The organism is Cupriavidus sp. H39 (assembly GCF_050271075.1).
Lineage (GTDB): Bacteria > Pseudomonadota > Gammaproteobacteria > Burkholderiales > Burkholderiaceae > Cupriavidus > Cupriavidus necator_B.
Genome location: NZ_CP189848.1, coordinates 2,012,515 through 2,037,343, shown reverse-complemented (window position 1 = coordinate 2,037,343; position 24,829 = coordinate 2,012,515). Strand labels below are relative to the sequence as shown.

The window sequence follows — 24,829 nt, the reverse complement described above, 5'->3', positions numbered from 1 at the left end:
CACCGCCGTCTTCGGGCTCGGGCTTCCCACCCCCGCGCAGGGGGCGGCTGCATCCACGGCAGCGCCGGGACACAAGGTCAAATCGAAAGGAACCAGCATGACCGCCAGGTACGCCTATGTAGGATCAAGAACCACCCGGGAGCGCAACGCACGTGGCGAGGGCATCAGCGTGTTCCGGATCGACGCGGAATCGGGCGCGCTGCAACTGACCCAGCTCGTCAAGGAACTGGTGAACCCGTCGTTCCTGGCGCTGAGTGCCAATGGCGAGCGCCTGTACACGGTGCACGGCGACCTCAGCGAGATCAGCGCCTTGGCCGTCGACAAGGGCACGGGCAAGCTGGAATTCATCAACCGCCAGAGCACGCAGGGCAAGAATCCCGTGCACCTGGCGATCGATCCCAGTGGCAAGTACATCGTGGTCTCGAACCATATCGGCGCAAGCCTGGCCGTGCTGCCGCTGCAGGGCGATGGTTCGCTGGGCGAGTTAACCCAACTCGTGCAGCTGGAAGGCCCGATCGGCCCGCATCGCGTGGAGCAGAAGCAGGCCAAGCCCCACTTCAACCCGTTCGACCCGAGCGGCCAGTTCGTGGTGGTGCCAGACAAGGGGCTGGACCGCACGTTCTCGTTCCGTTTCGCCGACGGCAAGCTCACCCCCGCAACGCCAGGCTTCGTGGCAGCGCGCGAAGCCTCGGGGCCGCGCCATCTGGCCTTCCACCCGAACGGCAAGTTCGGCTACGTCATCAACGAACTTGATTCGACGGTCACCGCCTATGCCTACGAAAGCGGGTCCGGCGCATTGAAGCCGCTGCAGATCGTGTCGAGCCTGCCCGAGACGTACACGGGCAACAGCCGCGCATCGGAAATCGAGGTCGATCCCGCGGGTCGCTTCGTGTATGCCTCCAACCGTGGCCACGACAGCATCGCGGTGTTCCGGATCGATCCGGCCAGCGGCCATCTGCGCTTTGTTGAAGCGGTCCCGTCGCAAGGCAAGACCCCACGTTTTTTCGCAACTGCGCCAGGCGGCCGCCATATGTACGTGCTGAACGAGGACAGCGACTCGATCGTCGCGATGCAAATCGATCCGGCCAGCGGCCGGCTCAAGCCGACCGGTTTCAGCGTGCAATCCGGCAGCCCGGTCTGCATGGTCTTCTCCGCCTGAGCGGCACGTGCTCGGCATGCCATACACATTCTGAAATCGACTGGGAGAACACCCATGAACCGAAACCGATACGTCCCGATGTTCCGCTGCATCGCCATGGCATGCATCACGATTGCTTCCGGGGCCGCTGTGGCACAGGCAGGCAGCTATCCATCCCGACCGATCACGATCGTGGTGCCATTCTCGGCTGGCGGGGGCGTCGACGCGATGGCGCGCGTGCTTGCAGAAAAGCTGCGCACGACCCTGGGCCAGTCCGTGGTCATTGAGAACAAGGGCGGGGGCAGCGGGATGATCGGCGCCCAGGCCGTGGTCAAGGCGCCGGCGGATGGCTACACGCTGCTCATGGGATCCGCCGGCGAAACGGCGATCAACCCTTACGTGTTCAAGAACCGCATGCAATATGCCCCGCAGACCGATCTGGTGCCGATCAGCCTGGTGGTCAAGGTGCCCAACGTAGTCGTGGTCAATCCCGCGCTGCCCTACAAGACGGTCGACCAACTGGTGGCCTACGCGAAGGCGAATCCCGGCAAGGTGCGCTATGGCACGAGTGGTGTCGGCAATCCCCAGCATCTGTCCGGCGAACTGATGGCGCACCAGGCCGGCATCCAGCTCACCCATGTGCCGTATCGCGGTGCGTCCAACCAGTTGCTCGATGTGATCGGCGGCAACATCGAGATGACCTTCGTCAGCCTCGCGGGCGCCCGGCAGTTCATCCGGGACGGCAAGGTCCGCGCCATCGGCATCACATCGCAAGGCAAGAGCGTACTGGCGCCCGACATCCCGGCAATCTCCGATTCAGCCACCCTCAAGGGCTACTCGCTCGAAAACTGGTTCGGCCTGTTTGCGCCCAAGGGCACGCCCGCGCCGGTCATCGCCCGCCTGAACGGGGCTGTCGTGGATGCGCTCAAGGATCCCGGCCTGTCCACACGGCTCAGGGAACTGGGCGGCAATCCGACGCCAATGTCGCCCGACCAGTTCGCGGCCTTTATCAAACAGGACGCTGCCCGGTTCGCGAAGATCGTCGAGGACGCAAAAATCACCCCTGAAAACTGAGCGGTATGACGCAGGGCCGGCCGGCGACGGCGCCGTGACGGTGGTGGACAGTTCGATACATCAGTTCCGTGAACAATACGAGGCGTTATGGACCGCGAAGGTGTGGCTGGACACGCAAGCCGGGTCGGATGTGGCAATTGCGGGATTCCTTGACCATGGCAGCCTCTACCACATGAGACATTAGCTTCTCGACAGCTTGGGGAATTGACTGCGGATCACTATCCTCTATGAGAGTACAGGTCAGAGGCAAGCTATGCGGCAACCTAAGATTGTCCTGGTGGGCGCCGGACTCGTCGGCGGTTCAGCTGCGCTATTTACCGCTCTGGCCGTTCCGAGCGCTGAAATCATCATCATTGATGTTGCCCGAGTCCGGGCAGAAGGGCAGGTGCTCGACCTCGCTCACGCCGCGGCATTCTGGGGGCATAACCGTTTCCGTCCAGGCGACTATGAAGACGCCCGCGACGCGGACATTGTCGTGATTACCGCCGGCGCAGGCGTGAAGCCGGGGCAGACACGACTGGACCTAGCCCGCACCAATGCCGAGATCGCGCTCGAGATTGTCGAGCAGATAGCACCTCTGGCGCCCGATGCGATTTACGTGATCGCCACCAATCCGTGTGACGTGCTGGCCGGCGTCGTGCATGACCGTTTGCGCTGCGGGCGGGAACGGGTAATCAGCACCGGCACCTCCCTCGATACAGGGCGCCTGCGCTCGCTGCTATCCGAGCGGCTCGGCGTCGTGGCGCCCGCTATTCACGCCCACGTTCTTGGGGAACACGGTGAATCCGCCGTGATCGCGTGGTCCAGTGCGACGGTTTCCGGCATGCCGCTCGAAACCTTCCTGGAGAGAAGCGGCAAGGAGTTGGGGCCCGCAAGCCGCGACCTGATCCTGCGCTCCGTCCATGAGGCTGCCAAGCTGATCAAGGAAGGAAAGGGCGCCACCCACTACGGTATTGCGAGTGCCATCGGGCGGATTTCCCAGGCCCTCGTGCATAACACCGATCTCATTCTGACAGTCGCCACCGTGCATGCCGAAGTCGAAGGCGTGCCCGACGTGTGTCTGTCGCTGCCGATGGTTGTCAACGGTGCCGGTGCCAGGCTACTTGCTTACCCGGAACTAGATAACGGTGAACGCGAGGCCCTGCAGCGCAGCGCGTGCATCGTCAAGGAAGCAACCGACAGCGTACTTCGCGGCTAGTAGGCGGAGTCCACGCTTTTCGGACCAGGTAGAACCGCCGCAAAAGCGGCAGGAGGTTCATCATGGCTGGATTGCACGCCAAGACTTCAGCGTCTGCAGGCACATCCACGTCGACGCCACCGATCGGGCATCTCGGCAACCTCTGGAAGTATCTCGTCCCCGTGGGCCTCGGCATCGTCCTGTGGTTCCTGCCGCCGCCGGCAGGCCTGGAGGTGAAGGCATGGCACATGTTCGCCGTATTTGTCGCCACCATTGCTGGCATCATGACGGCTCCGCTGCCGATGTCGGCGGTGGCAATCATCGGGTCCACCGTGGGTGTGCTGGTGGGTGTCGTGTCGTTTGCGGACGTGACCAAGTCCACGGGCACGGACCTCGTCTGGCTGGTCATGCTCGCCTTCTTCATCTCGCGCGGCGTGATCAAGACGGGACTGGGGCGTCGCATCGCGCTGCTGTTCATGCGACTGTTAGGCAAGCGCACGGTTGGCCTTGGCTATGGATTGGCGCTCACTGAACTCATTATCTCGCCCGCCATGCCCAGCATCACGGCGCGCGCGGGCGGCGTGATGCTGCCGATCACAAAGGCCATATCGGAAGTCCTGGGCAGTCATGCCGATAACCCGGAAACCCGCGGCAAGGTGGGGCGCTACCTGATCTTGTGCGCCTTCCATGCGAACATCATTACCGCCGGCATGTTCATCACGGCGATGGCGGGCAACCCCCTTGCGGTGAAACTCGCGGCGGACCAGGGCGTCTCGATCAGCTGGCTCGAATGGGCGGTGGCAGCGTCGGTGCCCGGCTTGCTCTGCCTGGCCATCATTCCGCTAGCCATGCTCTGGATCGTCCCGCCGGAAGTTCGCCAGACACCCGATGCGACGGCCCTGGCGCAGCGCGAACTCACGGCGTTGGGCCCGATCTCCGCCAAGGAAATCATCATGGCGGTCATCTTCGTCGGCTTGCTGGTGCTCTGGGTGTTCGGTGAGGACCTGAAGATCAGTGCCACCCTCGCGGCCGCGCTCGGCGTGTCGGTGCTGTTCATTACCGGCGTGCTGACCTGGCAGGACGCGCTCAACGAGAAGTCGGCCTGGGACACCATGATCTGGATCGGCCTGCTGATCATGCTGGCGTCCAAGCTCAATGAATACGGCATGGTTTCCTGGTTCGGCAAGGAATTCGGCGCCCATCTCGAGGGCTATCACCGCTTGGCCGTGTACATGTTGGTGGCGGCGATCTACTGCTACATCCATTATTTCTTCGCAAGCGCCACGGCCCACATCAGCGCGCTGTTCCCGTTGTCCATGGCGCTGATGGTCGCCGCCGGCATTCCGCCGTTCACCGCCGCGGTGGCGCTTGGCATCCTGAGCAATATCAACGGTTGTCTGACCCAGTATGGCATCGGCTCCGGCCCGGTCATGTTTGGCGCCGGATATGTCACGCAGGGAGAGTGGTGGAAAGCGGGCTTCCTGATGAGCCTCATTTACATGGTCGTCTGGCTCGTGGTCGGACCGCTCTGGTGGCAGTTATTGGGGCATGTCTGAAGCACGGATCGCTTTGTCAATCGAAGCGGATCTCATCACGCTGGCTTTTCAGAGCAGCGACGCTGACGAGGGAATGCGAGCGTTTATCGACAAGCAAAAGCAGGTGTTTAAGGATAAGTAGAAGGGGGCCTTCCGATATTTCCCGGCCGGGCCGCAACGAATTTGCAGATCTCGTTAGCCTTGGAAAGAGGGAGCACCAACCATGCCAATTGCGGCTCCGGTGGACGCCAACAGCGCTGACAGGCAAAGCTCGGTTTTGGATGTCATCGACCGCGTTTCCGAAATGCTGTTCGGCTTGTTCATGGCGCTGACGTTCGTCGGCGCCGTGCACTCCGCCACCGCAGGCCCGGATGCCGGCCAAACCATGCTGCGCACGGCGCTCGGCTGCAATCTCGCGTGGGGGCTGGTCGACGCGATCATGTTCCTGGTGCGGACGATCGCGGGCCGCGGCATGCGCGCCAAGCTCGCCCAGACCGTGCGGCAGGCCCCGGACGGGGCCGCCGGTATTGCCGCCATCCGCGACGCACTGCCACCCACCATGAATGCCATCGCAACGGATGCCGACCTGGACCCGATCCGCACCCGGCTGGCGTCGGGGGCATGCCTGTCCGACCGCGTGGGCCTCAATCTCGCGGACTACCTTGGCGCCGTGCGCATCTTTTTCATCGTTGTCCTGTCGACCTTTCCCGTCGCGCTGCCCTTCGTCGTCTTAGACGATCTCCACCTGGCGCTGGTGGTCTCCCGCGTGCTGACGCTGATCATGCTGTTCGGCGGTGGCATGGCACTGGGGCACTACGCGGGCTTCAGCCCCTTGCTGGCCGGCCTCGGCATGACGGCGCTCGGCGTTGCCGTGACCATGGCCGTGATCGCGCTGGGTGGCTGACATGCGCGCCCATCTTGCCGCCGCCGGGCTCTGCTGCGCAGTTACCTGCGCCCACGCGCAGGTGACTGCGGGCACCGCGCCCCACACCCCGCCGGCCGAGGAGGCTCCCGCCTGGAGTTTCCTGTTGTCGGGATACTGGAACATGCCGCGTTCGGACTCGGACTATGGCTCCGGCATCGTCACGGCCGACCACAATGGCAAGCTCCATCTTGAAGCGAGAATCAACTACGAAGCACGCCACTCGCAGTCCGCCTTCGTGGGGTGGTCGTTCTCCGGCGGCGAGACGATCAAGGTCAAGGCCACGCCGATCATCGGCTTTGTCACCGGCGGCGCCCACGGGCCCATTCCCGGCGTAGAGGCGAGCGTCGCCATTGGTAAGTTGGACTATTACATCGAAGCGGAGTACCTGGGCGGGACGGGGGACACATCGGCCTATACCTACACCTGGAGCGAACTGGGTTTTCGCCCCGTCGAATGGTTGCGACTGGGTGTTGTCGCGCAGCACACGCGCATTTATGGCGGCGACCGCGAGTTCCAGCGTGGCGGCTTCGTGCAACTGACATACAAGAAGTACACCGGTAGCGTGTACTGGTTCAATCCGACGTCGCCAGAGCAGGTGGTCATTGCTTCGCTTGCCATCGCGTTCTAGACGGGGTAGTCATTCTTTTTGGGGTCATCGTACTTTTCCATGCAAAGAATGGGCGTAGTCGTTGGCGAATCGCCGTGTCGCGAGATTTCATTGCCCCAGCGTCATCCCGAAGAGATGCCAAAGTGGCCACAGCCCCGGGGTGGTGATGCGCTTTTGCGCTGCCGCTCACCGGCTTGTCGCAGTGTCGGGCATATGGGTCGCGGCCTGATCGAGCACCACTTCCGGCTCGTCGGCCTCAATGTCCGACTCGTCATCAAGCCTGCGGCGCATCCGCTCCATATCGAGGTCGCCTGTCCATTTCGCCACCACCACCGTGGCCACGCCGTTGCCGATCAGGTTGGTCAGCGCGCGCGCCTCTGACATGAAGCGGTCAATGCCGAGGATCAGGGCCAACCCCGCCACCGGAACATGCCCCACTGCCGAAAGCGTGGCCGCCAGCACGATGAAGCCACTCCCCGTGACGCCGGCGGCGCCCTTGGAGGTCAGCAGCAGCACGGCGAGCAAAGTGAGTTGCTGCATCAGGCTCATGTCGGTGTTGGTGGCCTGGGCGATGAACACCGCCGCCATGGTCAGGTAGATGGAGGTGCCATCCAGGTTGAAGGAGTAGCCCGTCGGGATCACCAGTCCGACGACGGACTTGCGCGCGCCCAGGTTCTCCAGCTTGGCCATCATCCGTGGCAACACGGATTCCGACGACGACGTGCCCAGCACGATCAGCAGTTCCTCCTTGATGTACTTGATGAACTTCCAGATCGAGAAGCCATGCAGCCGCGCGATGGTGCCCAGTACGACGAAGATGAAGAGCAGGCAGGTGGCGTAGAAGGTCGCCATCAGCTGCCCAAGCTGCAGCAGCGAGGCCACGCCGTACTTGCCGATGGTGAAAGCCATGGCGCCGAAGGCGCCAATCGGCGCGACTTTCATTATGTAGCCGACGATGGTGAACAGCACATGCGAGAACTTCTCGATAAAGTCGAACACCAGCGTGCCGCGACCGCCGAACCTGTGCAGCGCGAAACCGAACATCACCGCGAACAGCAGCACCTGGAGGATCTCGCCCTTGGCAAAGGCATCCACCACCGTGTTCGGGATCACGTGCAGCAGGAAATCGACCGTGCCTTGCATCTTGCCGGGCTCGGTGTAGGCAGCGATGCCCTTCGTGTCAAGGGTGGATACGTCGACGTTCATGCCGGCGCCGGGCTTGACGATGTTGATGATCAACAGGCCGACCAACAGTGCAATGCTGCTCACGACCTCAAAGTACAGCAGCGCCAGCCCGCCGGTCTTGCCGACCTTTTTCATGTCCTCCATGCCGGCAATGCCAACCACGACCGTGCAGAAGATGATCGGCGCGATGATCATCTTGATCAGCTTGATGAAGCCATCCCCCAACGGCTTCATCGCCTCGCCGGTCTGCGGCCAGAAATGGCCGAGAATGACGCCGATGACTATGGCGGTGATGACCTGGAAGTAGAGGGATCTGTAGAACGGCTTCGGGTGATCGTCTTTATCCATCATCGTCTCCATTGCAGGTTTCCCTGTTGGCATCGTATGCCCAGACGGGCCAATCGAGTGCGCATGCCTGAGCGGGCGGCGCGTTGGCATTAACCTTCGCCACCGCCATCATGTTTGGCGATGCAGCGAACGGTCGAGGACGATGTCAGTATAGGCACGGGGCGCACGACGCCAAGAAGGATGCGAGTAATGCGCGGGGGCTCGCTGCCGTGGCGGTCCGCGGATGCAGGCACTGCGCTGGATGACCTCAATGATGAGCTCCGGGGCATCACAGTGCCTGCAGGGGATTGGCGTGCCTGCACCTCCGACTTCATTTGACGGTGTACCCGCGTCCCTCAAGGCAGGCGGCGCGAGCATTGGCGAAGGCCTGTTGCTGTTGCTGCGACGCGGCCTGACCTTGCTGCGCAGTAGCGGCATTTTGCCTCCGGCTTTGCCCACGTCCGGCAACCGCACCGGCGGCTGCGCCGGCCCCAGCATCCCCCATGATTCCGCCCACGACTGCCCCTCGCGCCGCGCCGCGCGCCCCCGCGCCTGGGGTCGTTCCGGTTGCCGTAGTCGGTGGCTGGGCCGCCGGCGGCGCCTTGGCCGGATCGAATCCGCTTTGCTGGACCGCCCACGAATAGCAGGCGGCCTCGTCGCTCGTTTGCTTTTGCGGTGACTGCCCCTTTGCGGGGTACACAGCTTGCTGTGCGTTTACATCGGCAAGTAGCCCAATAGTCAACGCAAGTATGTACAACGATTGACGCGTCATTCTCATGCCCTCCTTTAATGCTTGAATAAAGCGATGTGCCTCCACCCGCGATTTGGCCAATCGAGGCAGCAACGTGACCCACGGCCGAATCAGCAAATGAGGGCATATTTCCCGTGCGCTACCTCCCTCCCGGAATTGCCGGCGTCTTCTGCGCCGGCGTCGGGTCAGCTACGATTCTGGCGCCGACGTCCTGCAGCAGCCGTTGGAAATCGGGCGACGAGAGGATGATCTTCCCAGCGGCGGCGCGCAGCCGATCGACAGCGTCGGCCGTGATGGAAAACGACGTGGGCAGTTCGTTCAGGTAGGCCAGTTCCGCCTTGTCCGTCAACTGGGCGAACGACACATCGATGGCATAGATTGTCGCGTCTGGCGTGCGTAACGCGGTGGCTATCGCAGCATCCTTGTTTTTGGCAAACGCGGAGGAATTCCGGACCTCGCGCATGGCTTGCCACCGCGACTGGCTGTCCTTCAACAGCTCGGTCGCCTCGTAGGAATAATGGTCGATCGGAACGCCAGAGGCTTTCACCAGGATACTCAGCGTGCCCGGTGGGGATTCCGATTTGTCCCATGCCGTCTTGGGTGTTGACAGTGAATTGACGACAAAGACCACGATCCTACGGATATGGTCGAGCGGCGATGGCTGGCCGACCAAATGCAGAGCTTCCATGAGTTCCAAGGAATCCAGCACGCTGCGCATGCCCAGGTTGTCTGAAACACCGCCATCCACGAAATGGAGGTAGGGCCGATTGATGCTGTCTCCGAACTCAGCCTCTTCTCGCAAATGGCGGGTTGCACGTGCAGCCGGCCGGGGCGGGTCCCTGGCATCGACAAATGGCTTGATCCAGGCGGGTGGTTCATAGCCGCAGGTGCCACCGTAGTTGTTGAGGGTAATGGGCGTAAGCACCACCGGTACTGCCGAAGATGCGGCAGCGGCACGGGAAAGCCGAATCGCATTCAGATCCGAGCAGAGCACGTCGAAGGTGGCCTGCGTAAAGGGCAGGCGGGCCCCAGTGGAGATGTCCGTGGCCGATGCGATGATCAATGGACCATTTCCACGATGGAGGTCGCCGAACGTCGCGCCATCGAACAAGATCTCGTCGTACAGGTCTGCAGCCAGCTCCGAGCGGCCCCAGCCGCTCGACCAAAGGGCAGGCCAGTAGGTCGGATTGAGCGTGCGCCATGTAATCGTGCCCTGCACGTCGCGCTTGAGGAAGCGTTGTTCGTAATCATCGAACAGCTTTTCGCCGTATAGGCCATAGGCGAGCGCCGTAAAGCTTCCGCCCGACACGCCGGTGATGACCCCGACATGGTCCAGCAAGCGAGATTTCTTGCCCGTCGGTCCGATGACTTCGGTATTGCGCAGGAATTCAAGGACGCCGTACGAGAATGCGGCAGCGCGTGTCCCACCGCCCGAGAAAGCCAGGATCACCAGGTTCTCGTTGTCCGTCGAGTACTGCGGGCGCGTAACAAAACGATAGCCGGCATTGGGGTCCGCGTGGACGATCGGCGGGTTTACCGGCCGGCTGGCGCAGCCGCCCAGCAGGAGCAACAACGCAAATATAAGCAATGCAGGCGTCGGCAATCGTGTCATGGATCCTCCGGATCCGCCCATGCATGCCTCGCTGTCACGAGCGAGTTGCAAAACCTGGCTGTCTGGAAATCGGCTTCTACCGCTAATTAGAATAGTCGGAAAGCCGGTATGACTGCCATGGCATACGCCAAATGGCGGCGCAGCCATGGAGAATTCGATGCGATTCGGAATGGGCGGAAGCCAGACCTCCTTGGCATCCCTCGGATAATCGGATCAGTATGTCCTTATCCGCACTCTGTAGGGCTGCCCCGGCTTTCCCACCGGTCTCGATCAGCGGGATCGCACCTTCCTTTTCCGCCAACTCCGGCAGTTCGGACATCGGGCCGCCGGCAGCCCTGGCGCAAAAAGATGGCGGTATGGGCGGCAATCAAGTCAATGTGCCAAGGCGAACCGTCTCATTGAAATCCGGCGACGGCAAGATTACAGATCTCGTTGTGGGGCCGGAGCCAGGAACTTTGAGCAATTAAAGGTCGGCGACACTGTCACGATCGAGTACAGGGAAGCGCTGACCATGAGCCTCAAGAAGGGCAGGGGAGCGCTTGCCATGCATGAGCGCGAGATCTCGGAGCGCGCTGCGCCGGGTGTAAAGCCGGGAGGTACGGTCGGCCGGGAAGTGACCGTCACGGCTGACGTCGTGGCCTTTGACACCGATCGGGCACCCGTCTATGCCACACAGTACTCTAATGTGTGCACTTTGCCCTGAACGTATCGATAAGATCGTCGCGCGCACGGTTTCTTTCCAGACCAGGTACGACTCGCCCCTGGCTCGTTGTAATCGGTCGTCCGGAGGCGGGCTGGTACGCTCGGCTGGATCTCGCGTTGAATTGCTCCAATAACTCCTGGCACTCCGCCGAATTGATATTGCCGGAGGCTACCGGCACGCGTGAGGGATGATAAGGACTATGTCCTTCCTGCACAGCCTCGCTGACAGCATCGGCTGCCGCAGCCGCACCGTCCTGGCGCTGCGCGTATGCAATGCAATTCAGGCCCAGCGAACCGCATACACCTATTACCGACACAATTGTCCGAATGTTGATCATGATGGCTCCCGGAGTCTTGGCTTCTACAGTGATGCCTATGGCTGCCGTCGCTCGCTGGACACAGGAGCAGGCAGCGTAGCAATCGCGCTATCCTGACTAACCGCGGCGCACACTGTGTGGCGCGAGCGAGGACCAGGTTTCGTGCTGCGATGTCCGCCGCGGCGCCTACCCCATGATGTTCACGCCACCATCGACGTAAAGCGTCTCGCCCGACAATCGGCGGGCATAGGGGGTGGCAAGGAAGGCGCAGGTATATCCGACATCCATGATGTCGACCAACTCGCCGAGCGGTGCGCGCTGCGCCGCGTCGGCAAGCATCAGGTCGAAGTCCTTCAGGCCGGATGCAGCCCGCGTCTTGAGCGGACCCGGCGATATCGCATGAACGCGAATTCCTTGAGACCCCAGTTCGTAAGCCAGGTAGCGCGAAACCGCTTCCAGTGCCGCTTTCACCGGTCCCATGACGTTATAGTTAGGCACGACCTTGTTGGCACCGTAATAACTCATCGTGAACATGGTTCCACCGTCCCGCATCAGCGGCGCAGCCAGGCGGGCCATCCGGACGAAGGAATGGCAGGAGACGTCCATGGCCTTGGCAAACCCTTCCGCGGAGCAGTTCAGCAGCCCTCCCTGCAGGTCGTCCTTCGGCGCCCAGGCCACCGAGTGCAGCAGGATATCGAGCTTTCCCCACTTGACCTCGATCTGCTTGAACAGCGCCGCCATCTCGGCCTCGTTGGAAACATCGAGCGGCAGGAAGATGGGTGCCTGAAGTTCCTGCGCCACCGGCTCCACATACTGCCGGGTCTTTTCGTTGGCATAGGTGATCGCAACCTCGGCGCCCAGCTCATGAAACGCCTTGGCACAACCATAGGCGATGGAATGCTCATTCGCGATCCCGCATACCAGCGCCTTGACGTTGGCCAGGATCGGTTGCATGGTCTGGACGGTCATCCGACTTCTCCCCAGAAATTGAATTTAGGCGCGGCCCATCGGCGCTCATTCAGCCGCCGTGCCGATGAATGCCTTGGTGTGCCGCGCAATCATCAGTTCCTCATCCGTCGGGATCACCCACACCGCCACCCGGCTCGATTCTGCGCTGATGCGCCTCGCACCGCTGCCATTGGCCTCCGCATCGACATCGATCCCGAGCCACGCTGCCTGGCGGCACACGCGTTCGCGGATCAAGGCAGCGTGCTCGCCAATCCCCGCGGTGAAGACAAGCGCGTCGAGACCCTGCGCTGCTGCGGCTAGCGAGCCAAGCTCGCGCCCGATGCGATAGATGAAAAGTTCAACGGCAAGGCGCGCGCGCGGATCGTCGCTGGCCAGCAGCACCCGCATATCACTCGAGACGCCGGAGACGCCGAGCAGGCCGGATTGCCGATAGATCAAGTCCTCGATGTCGTCCGCGCTCATGCCAAGCTGGCTGATCAGGTACAGGATCACTCCCGGGTCGAGGCTGCCGCAGCGCGTGCCCATCGGCAATCCGTCGACCGCGGTGAACCCCATGGTGCTGGCCACGCTGCGGCCGGCCACCAGTGCGCACATGCTGCTGCCATTGCCAAGGTGGGCCACCACGGTGCGGCCGGCCGCTGCCCTTGCGTCGGTCCCAGGCATGACGCTGGCAATGTACTCGTAGGAAAGCCCGTGGAAGCCATAGCGGCGGATGCCGCGTTCCGTCATCGACGCCGGTAGCGCAAAGGCTTGGGCGATTTCAGGCTGCGCCCGGTGGAAGGCGGTGTCGAAGCAGGCCACTTGCGGCAGCTCCGGCCGCTGTTCGGCGAGAATCCGGATTGGCTTGAGGTTGTGCGGCTGATGCAGTGGGGCCAGGGGGCAAAGCGCATCCAGCTCCGCCAGGAGTGGTTCGCTTACCCTTTCCGGCCGGGAAAAGCGTAGGCCGCCATGCACCACGCGATGTCCAACGCCCACCAGCGTATGGCCTTCTCCATGGCTCCTCAAAAAGTCCGCCAGAAAGGCAACGGCACCGCCGTGCCCAAGGTTGGTCCCATCGCCCCACTGCCGGGTTTCCACGCTGGTGCCCGAGGCATCCGCCGCGCGAAAGCTCGGCGACGTATAGAGCCCATCGATACTCCCGCGCAGGATCAGTTCGAGTGCGTCGCCCTTGGCATCGTAGGCGCAGTACTTCAGGCTCGAAGAACCGGCGTTCAGGACAAGGATTACGTCTGCCATGTCGTCACCCCTGTATCTGCCTGGATTCCCGGCGCGCCTTGGCCACCAGCACCGCCACCGCACATGACGCCAGGCGCGTCATGACAGCATCCGCGCGACTGGTCAGGATAATGGGCACCCGTGCCCCCAGCACGATGCCCGCAGCGTCGGCACCGGCCAGGAACGTCAGGCTCTTGGCCAGCATATTGCCGGCATCAAGGTCTGGTACCAGCAGCACGTTCGCGCGCCCGGCGACGGGTGAGTCGATCTTCTTGATGCGTGCGGCATCGAGGTTGATAGCGTTGTCCAGCGCAAGCGGGCCATCGACCACCGCGCCAGTAATCTGGTGCCGGTCAACCATCTTGCACAGCGCCGCAGCCTCCACGGTGGACGGTACCTTCGGATTGACCGTTTCCATGGCCGAGAGGATGGCGACGCGCACCTCCTTAACCTGGAGTGCGTGCGCCAGGTCAATGGCGTTCTGGAGGATATCCGCCTTTTCTTCCAGCGTCGGCGCGATGTTGACCGCGGCGTCGGTAATGATGAGCGCGTCCTCATGGCCTGGAACATCCATGACGAAGCAATGGCTGATCCGCCGCGCCGTGCGCAAGCCGCTTTCCCCCCTGACCACCGCCCCCATCAGTTCATCGGTGTGCAGGCTTCCCTTCATCAAGGCCTCAGCCTTGCCTTCGCGAACCAGCTGCACGGCGGCGGCGGAAGCGGCATGGCTGTGCTCGGTATCAATTATGGGATATTGGCTGATATCAATACCATTGGCCTGAGCGATCTCTTGGATACGACCGTGCGGCCCCACCAGGATCGGCGCAATCAGGCCCAGCCGCGCGGCCTCTACCGCGCCCTCCAGCGAACTCTGGTCGCACGGATGGACCACTGCCGTGGGCGTGGGGGGAAGGGACTTGCAGTAGCCGATCAGGCGCTCATACTTCTCATGCATGGCATTCACGGACTTTCTCCCGACAGGGCTGCACGGATACGCCGCAGCATCGCGGCTTGCTCGGCCGTCGGCGCGCTGCCAAGCAGCCGCTCGTCGTCCCTGAGCTTCTCGGCCAGTGCCTGAAGGCGCTCGCGATCGTTCTGGTCATGCAGCAGGACCGGCAGCGTCTCGAGCGCCTGTTCCGGCGCATACAGTGTGATGAGTTCCTGCTGGCCACGAACCCGGCGCCATGCCTCCGGGAGCAGTTCCGGCAGCAGTTCTGCGTAGTCCGTCATCAGCTCTTTGCGTAGCTCGAGCCTGGAGAGCGGCAATGGCTCGCCCTGACGCTTGAGCAGGCAGGCCACCCGGGCGATGGCTTCCGCGTAGCCGCCCTCCCGGATCGAAGCTAGCGCCGCCTTGACCTCCGGCAGCTCGCGCGGCTCAGTAACCGCCGGCCGGCCGGCATGCGATGTCTTGTCCTGCGGCAGGACTGACAACATGTTCGCGTACACGTTGAAGAAGGCGGCTTCCGTCATCGCATCGCGGACTGCACGATAGGCGTCGAGGCCGGCGCTGAGCATTTCCGCGCCGGCCTGCTCTCGCTGGCGCAGCGGATGGTCATCGTCCAGCGCCTGCCGGTTAGACTTGATCGCATTGGCAGCCGCACCTAGCCAGGCCATCCAGGGATTCAGATCGGAAAACGCCCAGTTCTGCATCCTTAGCGGATGGAACTCTCGCAGCATGCGTGCCGTCGTTTCGTTCGACATGGCTTGCACGTACGGCTGGGCGAACAGTTCATAGGCGCGCTGGTTGAATTCGGAGACAGCAGCAACGGCCTCGAACGGCCTCTCGTCGGCGCGCTCGAAGCGGTTGAGCCTTTGCGCGATCTCTTCGAGGGAATGCTCGCGGAATTTGACCTCGTACTCGACGCCATCGCCGGACTTCCGCTCATGGATCACCATGCCGTATAGACCCGGCGGCAACAACTCGATGCTCTGCAGCACGGAAACAATCTGCGCGTGCTCCTTCTGTGCGACCTTACCGGAAACGAAGATGCCGAGGTGGCCGACGTCCTGGTGCATCATCCCGACGATGACCTGCCCCCGGGCCTTGATTTCCTCGGTGCTTCCATAGACGTCCACCACCCAGTTGAATGCCTGTTGCGGCGGGGTGATGTTGTCACCCATTGAGGCAAACAACACGATGGGAGCCTTGATGTCGCGCAGATCGAAGCCCTTTCCGCCGGCATCCTTGACATCGCCGCTCCAGAGCTTGTTGCCCACGAAGAGGTTACGCGTGATCCATTCGATTTCTTCGCGGTTCATCAGATAATAGCCGCCCCACCAGTGCTCGAACTCTAAGAAGCGCGGCGGCTCGGTATCGGCCTTGCGGTACAGGTTGTAGTACTTGTCCCACAAGCTGTTGGCCGGATTCAGGTTCTCGAAATTCTGGACCAGCCAGGCACCATCGAACTTGCCGTCGCCGAGATCAGCCATCAGGGACGCCAGCCAAGTCCCGCCTAGCAGGCCGCCCGAGTAGCGCATCGGGTTGTCGCCTTCGCCCGCGCTCCAGGCACCGCCCCAGTAAGACATCGGCGCGCCGTTGATGACAATGGGACCAGTGTCGTCAGGATCCGACGCCGCGAGCATCATGGCGGCCCAGCCTCCCTGACAGTTGCCGACAATTGCCGGCTTCTGGCTGTCAGGATGCAACGCACGCACTTTCTTGATGAACTGCTGTTCCGCTTCACATACGTCCACAAGCGTTTGCCCGGGCTCCGGGTCGCGGAAGAAGATGACGAAATAGACGGGGTGGCCCGCGCGCAGTGCCACGCCGACTTGGGAGTCGTCCTTGAAGCCGCCAATGCCAGGTCCGTGCCCTGCACGCGGATCGATGATGACGTAAGGGCGACGGCGATTGTCGATCGAGACGCCCTTCGGCGGTTTGATCTTTAGGAGCGCATAGTTGACGGGCCGCGCGAAGCTGCGGCCATCCAGCACGGTCTCGTACTCAAAATGCAGAACCGGCTTGAGGCCCTGCACCGCATTCTCGACAAAGTTGTTGCCGCGCTGCCGTATCGTGTCCCAGAACAGGGTGGCACGCTGCATGCTGTCAACCGCGTAGGCATAGGCGCTTATCGGATCCGCCGCGGCCATCCAGCCAGCCGCCGTAGCCGGGTCTCCGTTCATGGCTTGCTGCGCCCGTTTGTTGAAGGCCTCTTGCGCGTTCCTGAGGCGCTTTTGCAGCACCACGCCTGTCTTCACGCCCACGTCGCGGGCATGAGCCAGTTTCTGTCCTGTGTCCATGCTGCCCTCCGCTAAAGGCATCGTCGAAAATTTGGGGCCTGGCCTCCGATTCACGACAAACTCGACCACCTTCCGTCTCCGCCCTCACGGGAAACCTTACGTATCGAGGTGTCGATCTCGACGATTTCCGCCGTAAGCTTTCCGTACCGATCGCAGGCCGGGTGCATGCGTATCGTCCACGCGAGTATCGGGTGGTGCCCCTGTAGCCGTCGTTGTCGCCAGCATGACAGGCGCGAATGAAAACGGACTGCCCGTGGTTCAGCTGAAGCGCTCTCTGAGTACCTGTGCGCTAAGCTGTTTCCCTTTCCAGTACATACCGTGAATACGGCCTTTCAGCTTGTCCAAGGCGTCACTGTCCAGCGAGTCAAAGGTCAACCTGGCAGCAGGCCTACTGCCGTCCCCGTCGAGATACTCGATGTCGTTGAACTCCGGCAATCCATACTTGACCAGGAACGCACGGATTTCCTCCTCAGTCGTATCCGGATCCACGTTTGCAAGCAACAAGACAGACATGTTGCCTCCCTAAGCGTACATACATCATGGAAAGAATGAAACCTATGGGCCACTGCGTTCTAATTGGCCGAAAATGCGAGACCTCAATTTCAACCAGGCCGATGAACACGCTGTGGTTAAGGTTGGAGTGAATACTCTATGTGTAACCATCGGCTGTTCCAACATGAAATTTTTCTGCGCCGAGATAAGAGAGTAGTTAAACCTCGGCACACGTGGCCGATCGGTCACTTCGAGTAAGAGGCTGCGCAGCGTGTGAAGTCGTTGGCTCGAGTTCCCCGACCGACGTCGCATGCAAGGTATTGCCGTCATCGCCTACACCCCGGAAAGCGTTGTCCCGGCCTTCAGTCGCATCACGCGAAAGGCGTTGCGGCACGATGCGCCGGCGGTGCTTCGGCCAAACTCCTTGCGCCTTTGCATTGTCGCGATAGGCAAGCCCCCGCCAGGGCCGCGCGTCGTGTTGGTGACACCGCGCGGCGACAACGAAGCTACGTGCACGTGGACGTGCACTTCTGACGTTTAAAGGAATTCTTAATTCGCCTTCGAAAAGATTTCATAGGTGTCAGCGGGGCGTACGACTAGAGTTGGCGGACGATAGAGAGCACCAAGTTGTTGTCCGGCTTCCCTCTTGAGAGGACGCAACAGCCGTGTGGCGCACGAACTGACCGGCAAAGACGACCGGACGTTGCCGATTCCGCTGGTAAAGACGGAAACGGGCGGAGTCATCGTTGAAGCGCTGTGCGATGCCATCGCCACCCGCTTTGTGGACATCCACCCGTAAGCGGAGAAACGACATGGTTGTAACTGAAGCAACGACACCAAAGTTCGAACTCAATCAGTTCTTCTCGGCCTGGGACGCACGGGTCGACCGCTGGCGCGTCCTCAACCGTATCGCGCGCAACCTGGCGGCTGAAGGAGCGAGCAATGCTGATGATATGCGCCGGCAAGCCAGAGCTGTGTTGGACGAAGTCCATCCGATCGAAGAGCTGAACGCCTACCCCGGACTGCACTTGTTTGCGCAAGTGCAGGAGCGCCTGTCGGAAGGGGATTGGGTTGGCCTGGAACGCATCGTGCAGCGCATCAGTGGCGCGTTACTTTCCAATAGCTATCGGGACGACAGAGAGGCCTGGGTTGCCGACGACGACGGTGAGTCGCGCCTTCCGGATCTCCTGCCACCATCGATCGGCCGTGGACAGAGCCGCAAACCGTATTTCGAGGTGCTGCTGGTGGCGGCCGGCGAGCGCTCGACCTGGCCTGATTTGCGTGACACCTTCCGCCGGCTGCGGCGCGATGACGATCAATTCATCTATGAAACGGTCGTGGTCGGCAATTTTGAAGACGCGCTGCTGGCAGCCATATTCAACTGCAATCTTCAGTCGGTCGTGATTGTCGATGGCTTCGGCTTCGCGTCGCAATACACCTCACCGGCATTGCGCGACATCATTGTGCGTAATACCCCGACAGGGACCGGAGCGGCCATGCAGGATATGGGTACTGCGCTGGCCAACCTGCTGCGGGGCCTGCGCCCTGAGCTCGATGTGTTCCTGTCCACAGACCGCGACGTCGGTCATCTCGCCGGCTCCGAGGAGGCCGCGCCGCTGCGCCGGATATTCTATGGCGCGGAGGAACCCATGGAAGTCCATCTTGCCATTCTGGACGGCATCAAGGACCGCTACGACACGCCGTATTTCGACAATCTGAAGCACTACGCGGCACGGCCGATGGGTACCTTTCACGCGCTGCCAATCGCCCGAGGCAAGTCCATCTTCAAGTCGAACTGGATTCGCGACATGGGTGAGTTCTATGGCGCCAATCTGTTTCTCGCGGAGTCATGCGCCACCACCGGCGGGCTGGACAGCCTGCTGGAGCCAGCCGGCAATATCAAGGTGGCTCAGGACAAAGCTGCGCGAGCATTCGGCGGCGACCGGTCCTTCTTCGTCACGAATGGTACCTCGACCGCCAACAAGATCGTCCACCAGGCGCTGCTCACGCCGGGCGACATCGTCCTGATCGACCGCGACTGCCACAAATCGCACCACTACGGCATTGTCCTGGCCGGTGCGCAGCCGCTCTACATCGATGCCTACCCGCTCACTCAATATTCGATGTACGGCAGCCTGGCCATCCGCCCCATCAAGCAGGCGCTGCTGGCGCTCAAGGCCGAAGGCAAGCTCGACCGGGCGAAGATGCTGGTGCTGACCAATTGCACCTTTGACGGCCACATCGCCAACGTGGAACAGACCATGCTGGAGTGCCTGGCCATCAAGCCGGATCTCATCTTCCTGTGGGACGAGGCGTGGTTCGGCTTTGCCCGATTCTCGCCGCTGCTTCGCATGCGCACCGCGATGGGGGGAGCGGCCAAGTTGCGCGAGCTGATGCATGATGCGGCCTATCGGGAAAAGTACGAAGCCTTTAAGGCATCGCTCGATGGCATCGGCGACACCGATGCACGACGGCTCGACATGCCATTGCTGCCTGACCCGGACCAGGTGAAGGTACGCGTCTATGAGACAGAGTCAATCCACAAGTCAATGTCGTCCTTGCGCCAGGGTTCGATCATTGTCGTGGCCGACCAGCAGTTCCACACCGTCGAGGCGCAGTTCAAGGAAGCCTTCTTCACGCATACCTCGACATCGCCGAACCTGCAGATCATTGCCTCCATCGATGTGGCCCGGCGGCAAATGGAACTCGAAGGCTATGAGCTGGTGCAGCGCGCGCTGCAACTGGCCATCGAGATCCGCAAGGAGATCAACAATCATCCGCTGATCTCAAAGTACTTCCATGCCGCAACCCCGGCGGACATGATTCCGGCGGAGTATCGCGTCTCCGGATTTGCCGATTACGGCATGCCGGGCAGCACCGTCGCGGATGCTACCCAGGCCCTGCGCGCCGACGAATTCTTTCTCGATCCGACACGCATCACATTGCTTTGCGGCAACGCGGGCTACGACGGCACCCGCTTCAAGGGACTGCTCGCCGAATCCTACGATATCCAGGTCAACAAGACATCACGTAACAGCGTCCTGGTACAGATCAATATTAACAACACCCGCAGTGACTTGGCGCACCTGATCAAGGCGCTGGCAGATATCTCCCGCGGGCTGGAGCGTGAATGGGAAGAGGGCAGCGACGAGGCGCGAGCCAGTTTCCAGGCTCGCGTGAAGGGACTGGTTGAGGATGTGCCCCGTCTGCCGGACTTCAGCCGCTTCCATAACGCCCTGCGCAAGAACAGCGAGAGCGCAACGTCGGAAGGCGACATGCGTGCCGCCTACTACCTGGCCTATGACCCGCAGGCTTGCGAGTGCATCCGCCTGAATGATCCCCGTATCGACGAGCGGCTGACGAATGGCCCGGAACTAGTTTCCGCCAAGTTCGTTATTCCCTATCCACCAGGCTTTCCAATCATGGTTCCGGGCCAGGTGATCACGCCAGAAACCATTGCCTTCATGCGCAAGCTTGATGTGAAAGAGATCCACGGATTCAACGCAACGCGCGGCCTTGAGCTGCTCAAGCCTGAAGCGCTGGACGCCATGAAACGAAAATCGGGCTGATCTGTGTCGCGCACGTAGTCATCTGTATTCCGCAGGAATCACCGGATGGACTGATGCAGGGAGAGCACCCGACTTCACCTGTCCATCGCTAACCGGAGGAGCGCTATGTCCTGGTTCGTGGAAACACTCAAATCGTATCCTGAGATTGCAATCTTCCTCGCGCTGGGGATTGGCTACTGGGTTGGCGGGAAAAGCTACAAAGGCTTCAGCCTTGGGGCGGTCACGTCGACGCTGCTGGTGTCGATTGTCATTGGCATCCTCGGCGTGAAAATATCGCCCAATGTGAAGTCCGTCTTCTTCCTGATGTTCTTGTTTGCCGTGGGCTATGGCGTCGGTCCGCAGTTCGTACGCGGCATCGCCAAGGACGGCTTGCCACAAGCCATCTTCGCCTTGGTCATGTGTGTGTTGTGCCTGGCCGCCTCAGTCGCGGCGGCAATGTTGGCCGGATATGACCTGGGTTCCGCCGCTGGGCTCTTCGCGGGATCGCAGACAATTTCCGCGTCGATGGGGCTCGCCACCGATGCCATCAATCGCCTCGGCATGCCACCCGATGAGGCAAAACAGCTTCTGGATGCCATGCCGATCGCCTATGCCGTTACCTATATCTTCGGTACGGTCGGTTCGGCAATCATCCTCGCGCAACTCGGCCCGAAGCTTCTGGGCATTGACCTGGTCGCCGCTTGCAAGGATTACGAAATGAAGTTAGGCGCCGGAGAGGAGGGGGAAGGCGGCACCAAGTGGCATGATTTCCAATTGCGCGCCTATTCAATCGCGCCCAATAGCCCATTTATCGGCAGGGCAGTAGGGGATCTGGAGGCAAGCACACAGGAGGGCGTCCGGGCATTCGTTGAACGCATTCGTCGCGGCGGCAAAATCATTGAGGCGGACCTTGCCACCAGGCTCGAGCCTGGTGACGTTGTCGCGATCGGCGGCAAGCGCGATCAGCTGATTGCACGCCTCGGGCCAAGCGGTCGCGAAGTTGAGGATGTTGAACTGCTCGACGTGAAGACGGAGGGCGTTGATATCTACGTCACGAACAAGGCCGTTGATGGTCATACTTTGCAGGAACTCGCCCGCTGGCCAGGCGCGCGTGGCGTGTTCGTCAAGAAAATCAAGCGCGGGCCCACCGAAACCGTGATCCCGGTGCTGCCCAAGACGAAACTCTATCGCGGCGACGTGGTGACATTGGTCGGTCGCACACAGGATATCAACGCGACCGCTAAGGAACTAGGCTACATCGACCGGCCTACGACGGTGACGGACGTAGCGTTCATGTCACTTGCGATCACCGTTGGCGCGCTCATTGGCGCAGTCGTTCTGAAGGCAGGGGGGGTTCCCTTAACCCTTTCCACAGCAGGTGGTGCGCTGATTGCCGGCATTGTCTTCGGATGGTACCGAGCCATACATCCGACCTTTGGCCGCATTCCGGAGCCGACTGTCTGGTTCATGAACTCGGTTGGCCTCAATGTCTTCATCGCCGTTGTGGGCATCTCTGCGGGCCCGGGCTTTGTCGCCGGCCTGCAGAAGCTCGGCATCAGTCTGTTCCTCTGGGGCATCTTTGCTACGTCGGTGCCGCTTTTTATCGGTATGTACCTGGCCAAGTACGTGTTCCGTTTTGACCCCGCCATTCTGCTCGGCGTATGCGCCGGCTCGAGGACCACTACGGCTGCATTGGGAATGATCTGCGAAGCGGCAAAGAGTCAGGTCCCGGGTCTCGGCTACACCGTCACCTATGCGGTCGGCAATACGCTTCTGACGATCTGGGGCATGGTGGTAATCATGATTCTCTCGTGACTGAGCCATGACTGGTCTGATTTCCCTATTGGATACAGGTCTCACATGATGAACTTGCTTGCTACGCTGATACTCGGCGCGACTCTGGCCGTCTCGGGTTGTACCTACTATGGCTATCCGCCCGGCACCGCCGTACCCGCAAGCTACGATCGCTCGTTCTTCGCAGCGGCGGATGCCATGCGCGATCAGGAGGTGGTGGTCAGCACTCAGGACCAGGCGAGCGGGACGGTCGCGGGGCAGCGCGAGGGCACCGGGGTGACCGCCACCGTACGACAGCAGCCTGACGGCAGCGTGCGGGTGCAGTTCAGCGCCAGTGACTCGCGCGATCCCGGATTGCTCGATCGTATTTCGCGCAGCTATGACCGTCGGATGGGACGCTGATTGCGAAAGGGCGAACGCGTTCTGCTGGCGCGTGGCCGACAGCAGATGCCCTTAGTAGTTCGCATCCAAAAGGCTTGCGGTGGGTTGCCAATCGTTGACTAGAATGATCCCGTTGCTGGATCAAAATCGCAGTTTTCCGCCATGCAATAATTCTTGGGGAATGCGTCATGAGCAAGCCAGATATATCGAAGTTAGGAAGTCTCTCACCGTTTGAACTAAAGGATGAGTTGATCAAGCTGGCGGGAAGCGTTTCAAACCGGCTGATGCTGAATGCCGGACGTGGTAACCCGAACTTTCTTGCAACGGTTCCACGCCATGGCTTCTGGCAGCTTGGCCTGTTTGCGATGACCGAATCCGAACGGTCCTTTGCATACCTGACGGAAGGGGTCGGCGGTTTTCCCCGCAGAGCGGGTATCGAGGAGCGCTTCGATATCTTCACGCGATATCACCGCGACACTCCGGGAGTCAAGTTCCTGGCCGGCGCCGTTTCTTTCGTACGCGACGAGCTAGGCCTGGATGGAGGCGATTTCCTCTATGAAATGTGCGAAGGCATTCTGGCTTGCAACTATCCCGTGCCGGATCGCATGCTCAGGCTAAGTGAAAAGATCGTCAAGCAATATATCCGGAAGGAAATGATCGGCTCCCATCCGTTCCTGGGCGATTTCGACTTGTACGCGGTCGAAGGCGGTACGGCCGCAATGACGTATCTGTTTAATTCGATGCGTGTCAACCGCCTTCTCAAGGCGGGCGACCAGATCGCCTTGGGCATGCCAATCTTTACGCCGTATATCGAGATTCCGGAACTGAAGGAGTACGAGCTCACCGAAGTAATGATTAATGCAGATCCGGCTGCTGGCTGGCAATACTCCAACGAGGAACTGGACAAGCTGCGCGATCCGAAGGTAAAAGCATTTTTCGTGGTGAACCCGAGCAATCCACCCTCGGTGCGAATGAGCGATGAGAGCCTCAACTATCTCGCTTCCATCGTCAAAGACCGTCCGGATCTTATTATCCTGACCGACGACGTCTATGGCACCTTTGCCGACAACTTCGTGTCGTTGTTTGCCATGTGCCCGAGGAACACCATCTTGGTGTACTCGTTCTCAAAGTACTTTGGTGCGACCGGCTGGCGACTGGGCGTAATCGCCACCCACAAGTCGAACCTGTTCGATGACATGCTGGCTAAGCTGCCACAAGCTGATCGCCAGGAGCTGAACCATCGCTACGAATCCATAACTACCGAACCCGAGAAGTTGCTGTTTATTGACCGTATTGTTGCGGACAGCCGCACGGTGGCACTCAATCACACGGCGGGCCTTTCCACACCCCAGCAAGTGCAGATGGTGCTGTTCTCGCTGTTCGCCCTGATGGATTCGACGGAAAGCTACAAGAACGCGATGAAGGGGTTGATCCGGACCCGCAAGGCCGCCTTGTATCGCGGCATGGGCGTTGCGGCTGAGCCGGTGGATTCGAACGTCGTCGACTATTACACGCTGCTCGATGTGGAGCAGCAGAGCCGGGACGTTGGCGAGGATTTTGTCAAGTGGCTGCTTGAATCCGTAGGGCCCCACGAGTTGTTGTTCCGCTTGGCCGAAGAAGCTGGCGTGGTGCTGCTGCCTGGCAAGGGATTTGGTACGCGACATCCGTCGGGACGGGTTTCTCTGGCCAACCTCAACCAAGAAGACTACGTGAAGATCGGTCGCAGCGTCCGCAAGCTGCGCGACGAGTATCTCGATCGCTACCAGAAATCAGGAGGAAAGATTGACGAGGAAAAAAAGAAGTAGACTCTTGGGGCGCGCGGAAGCGCGAGGGTGAGACA

18 protein-coding genes are annotated in these 24,829 nt (G+C 61.1%); 11 read left to right on the top strand and 7 right to left on the bottom strand.

Going from position 1 to position 24,829, the window contains the following annotated elements; genetic code table 11:
• Positions 1 to 97: 97 nt before the first annotated feature.
• The 6 genes from ACOCMH_RS24795 to ACOCMH_RS24770 all read left to right on the top strand — a co-directional run bounded on the left by ACOCMH_RS24795 (position 98) and on the right by ACOCMH_RS24770 (position 6,477).
• Positions 98 to 1,159, top strand: a complete 1,062-nt coding sequence (locus tag ACOCMH_RS24795) for a lactonase family protein (RefSeq protein ID WP_427313354.1) — start codon at positions 98 to 100, stop codon at positions 1,157 to 1,159.
• 54 nt (positions 1,160 to 1,213) lie between these two features.
• On the top strand, positions 1,214 to 2,212 hold the full coding sequence (locus tag ACOCMH_RS24790) for a Bug family tripartite tricarboxylate transporter substrate binding protein (RefSeq protein ID WP_427309570.1): 999 nt from the start codon (positions 1,214 to 1,216) through the stop codon (positions 2,210 to 2,212).
• Positions 2,213 to 2,465: 253 nt separating this feature from the next.
• Positions 2,466 to 3,410, top strand: coding sequence for a lactate/malate family dehydrogenase (locus ACOCMH_RS24785; protein WP_427309568.1), 945 nt, complete (start codon positions 2,466 to 2,468; stop codon positions 3,408 to 3,410).
• 62 nt (positions 3,411 to 3,472) lie between these two features.
• Entirely contained in the window at positions 3,473 to 4,945 is a 1,473-nt protein-coding gene (locus ACOCMH_RS24780) for a DASS family sodium-coupled anion symporter (RefSeq protein WP_427309567.1), read from the top strand.
• Between the two features lie 202 nt (positions 4,946 to 5,147).
• Positions 5,148 to 5,828, top strand: a complete 681-nt coding sequence (locus ACOCMH_RS24775; protein WP_427309565.1) for a hypothetical protein — start codon at positions 5,148 to 5,150, stop codon at positions 5,826 to 5,828.
• A gap of 1 nt (position 5,829) precedes the next feature.
• Positions 5,830 to 6,477, top strand: coding sequence for a hypothetical protein (locus ACOCMH_RS24770; protein WP_427309563.1), 648 nt, complete (start codon positions 5,830 to 5,832; stop codon positions 6,475 to 6,477).
• 165 nt (positions 6,478 to 6,642) lie between these two features.
• Here ACOCMH_RS24770 and ACOCMH_RS24765 read toward each other — a convergent pair whose 3' ends face one another.
• The 7 genes from ACOCMH_RS24765 to ACOCMH_RS24735 all read right to left on the bottom strand — a co-directional run bounded on the left by ACOCMH_RS24765 (position 6,643) and on the right by ACOCMH_RS24735 (position 17,287).
• Positions 6,643 to 7,989, bottom strand: a complete 1,347-nt coding sequence (locus ACOCMH_RS24765; RefSeq protein ID WP_427313353.1) for a dicarboxylate/amino acid:cation symporter — start codon at positions 7,987 to 7,989, stop codon at positions 6,643 to 6,645.
• A gap of 869 nt (positions 7,990 to 8,858) precedes the next feature.
• Positions 8,859 to 10,331 (bottom strand): patatin-like phospholipase family protein, encoded by a 1,473-nt coding sequence (locus ACOCMH_RS24760; protein ID WP_427309561.1) that lies wholly within the window; start codon positions 10,329 to 10,331, stop codon positions 8,859 to 8,861.
• A gap of 1,205 nt (positions 10,332 to 11,536) precedes the next feature.
• The gene (gene fabI, locus ACOCMH_RS24755; protein ID WP_427309560.1) at positions 11,537 to 12,319 is read right to left on the bottom strand and encodes an enoyl-ACP reductase FabI; all 783 of its coding nucleotides are present in this window, start codon (positions 12,317 to 12,319) and stop codon (positions 11,537 to 11,539) included.
• A 45-nt stretch (positions 12,320 to 12,364) separates the two neighbouring features.
• Positions 12,365 to 13,555, bottom strand: coding sequence for an acetate/propionate family kinase (locus ACOCMH_RS24750; RefSeq protein ID WP_427309558.1), 1,191 nt, complete (start codon positions 13,553 to 13,555; stop codon positions 12,365 to 12,367).
• A 4-nt stretch (positions 13,556 to 13,559) separates the two neighbouring features.
• On the bottom strand, positions 13,560 to 14,498 hold the full coding sequence (locus tag ACOCMH_RS24745; RefSeq protein WP_427309557.1) for a phosphate acetyltransferase: 939 nt from the start codon (positions 14,496 to 14,498) through the stop codon (positions 13,560 to 13,562).
• A complete protein-coding gene (locus ACOCMH_RS24740; protein WP_427309555.1) occupies positions 14,495 to 16,774 on the bottom strand; it encodes a DUF3141 domain-containing protein in 2,280 nt (759 codons plus the stop codon). The genes ACOCMH_RS24745 and ACOCMH_RS24740 overlap by 4 nt, the downstream gene beginning before the upstream one ends.
• A gap of 258 nt (positions 16,775 to 17,032) precedes the next feature.
• Positions 17,033 to 17,287 (bottom strand): RNA recognition motif domain-containing protein, encoded by a 255-nt coding sequence (locus ACOCMH_RS24735; RefSeq protein ID WP_427309006.1) that lies wholly within the window; start codon positions 17,285 to 17,287, stop codon positions 17,033 to 17,035.
• 646 nt (positions 17,288 to 17,933) lie between these two features.
• On the opposite strand from ACOCMH_RS24735, the gene ACOCMH_RS24730 reads away from it, so the two are divergent.
• The 5 genes from ACOCMH_RS24730 (at position 17,934) to ACOCMH_RS24710 (ending at position 24,794) form a co-directional block, all read left to right on the top strand.
• Positions 17,934 to 18,065 (top strand): hypothetical protein, encoded by a 132-nt coding sequence (locus ACOCMH_RS24730; RefSeq protein ID WP_427309553.1) that lies wholly within the window; start codon positions 17,934 to 17,936, stop codon positions 18,063 to 18,065.
• Positions 18,066 to 18,078: 13 nt separating this feature from the next.
• On the top strand, positions 18,079 to 20,835 hold the full coding sequence (locus tag ACOCMH_RS24725; RefSeq protein WP_427309551.1) for a decarboxylase: 2,757 nt from the start codon (positions 18,079 to 18,081) through the stop codon (positions 20,833 to 20,835).
• 105 nt (positions 20,836 to 20,940) lie between these two features.
• Positions 20,941 to 22,629 carry an aspartate-alanine antiporter gene (gene aspT, locus ACOCMH_RS24720; protein WP_427309549.1) on the top strand — a complete coding sequence of 563 codons (1,689 nt, stop codon included), beginning with the start codon at positions 20,941 to 20,943 and terminating at the stop codon, positions 22,627 to 22,629.
• Positions 22,630 to 22,674: 45 nt separating this feature from the next.
• Positions 22,675 to 23,010 (top strand): hypothetical protein, encoded by a 336-nt coding sequence (locus ACOCMH_RS24715; RefSeq protein WP_427309547.1) that lies wholly within the window; start codon positions 22,675 to 22,677, stop codon positions 23,008 to 23,010.
• A gap of 167 nt (positions 23,011 to 23,177) precedes the next feature.
• Positions 23,178 to 24,794, top strand: coding sequence for a bifunctional aspartate transaminase/aspartate 4-decarboxylase (locus ACOCMH_RS24710; protein ID WP_427309545.1), 1,617 nt, complete (start codon positions 23,178 to 23,180; stop codon positions 24,792 to 24,794).
• Positions 24,795 to 24,829: the final 35 nt, after the last annotated feature.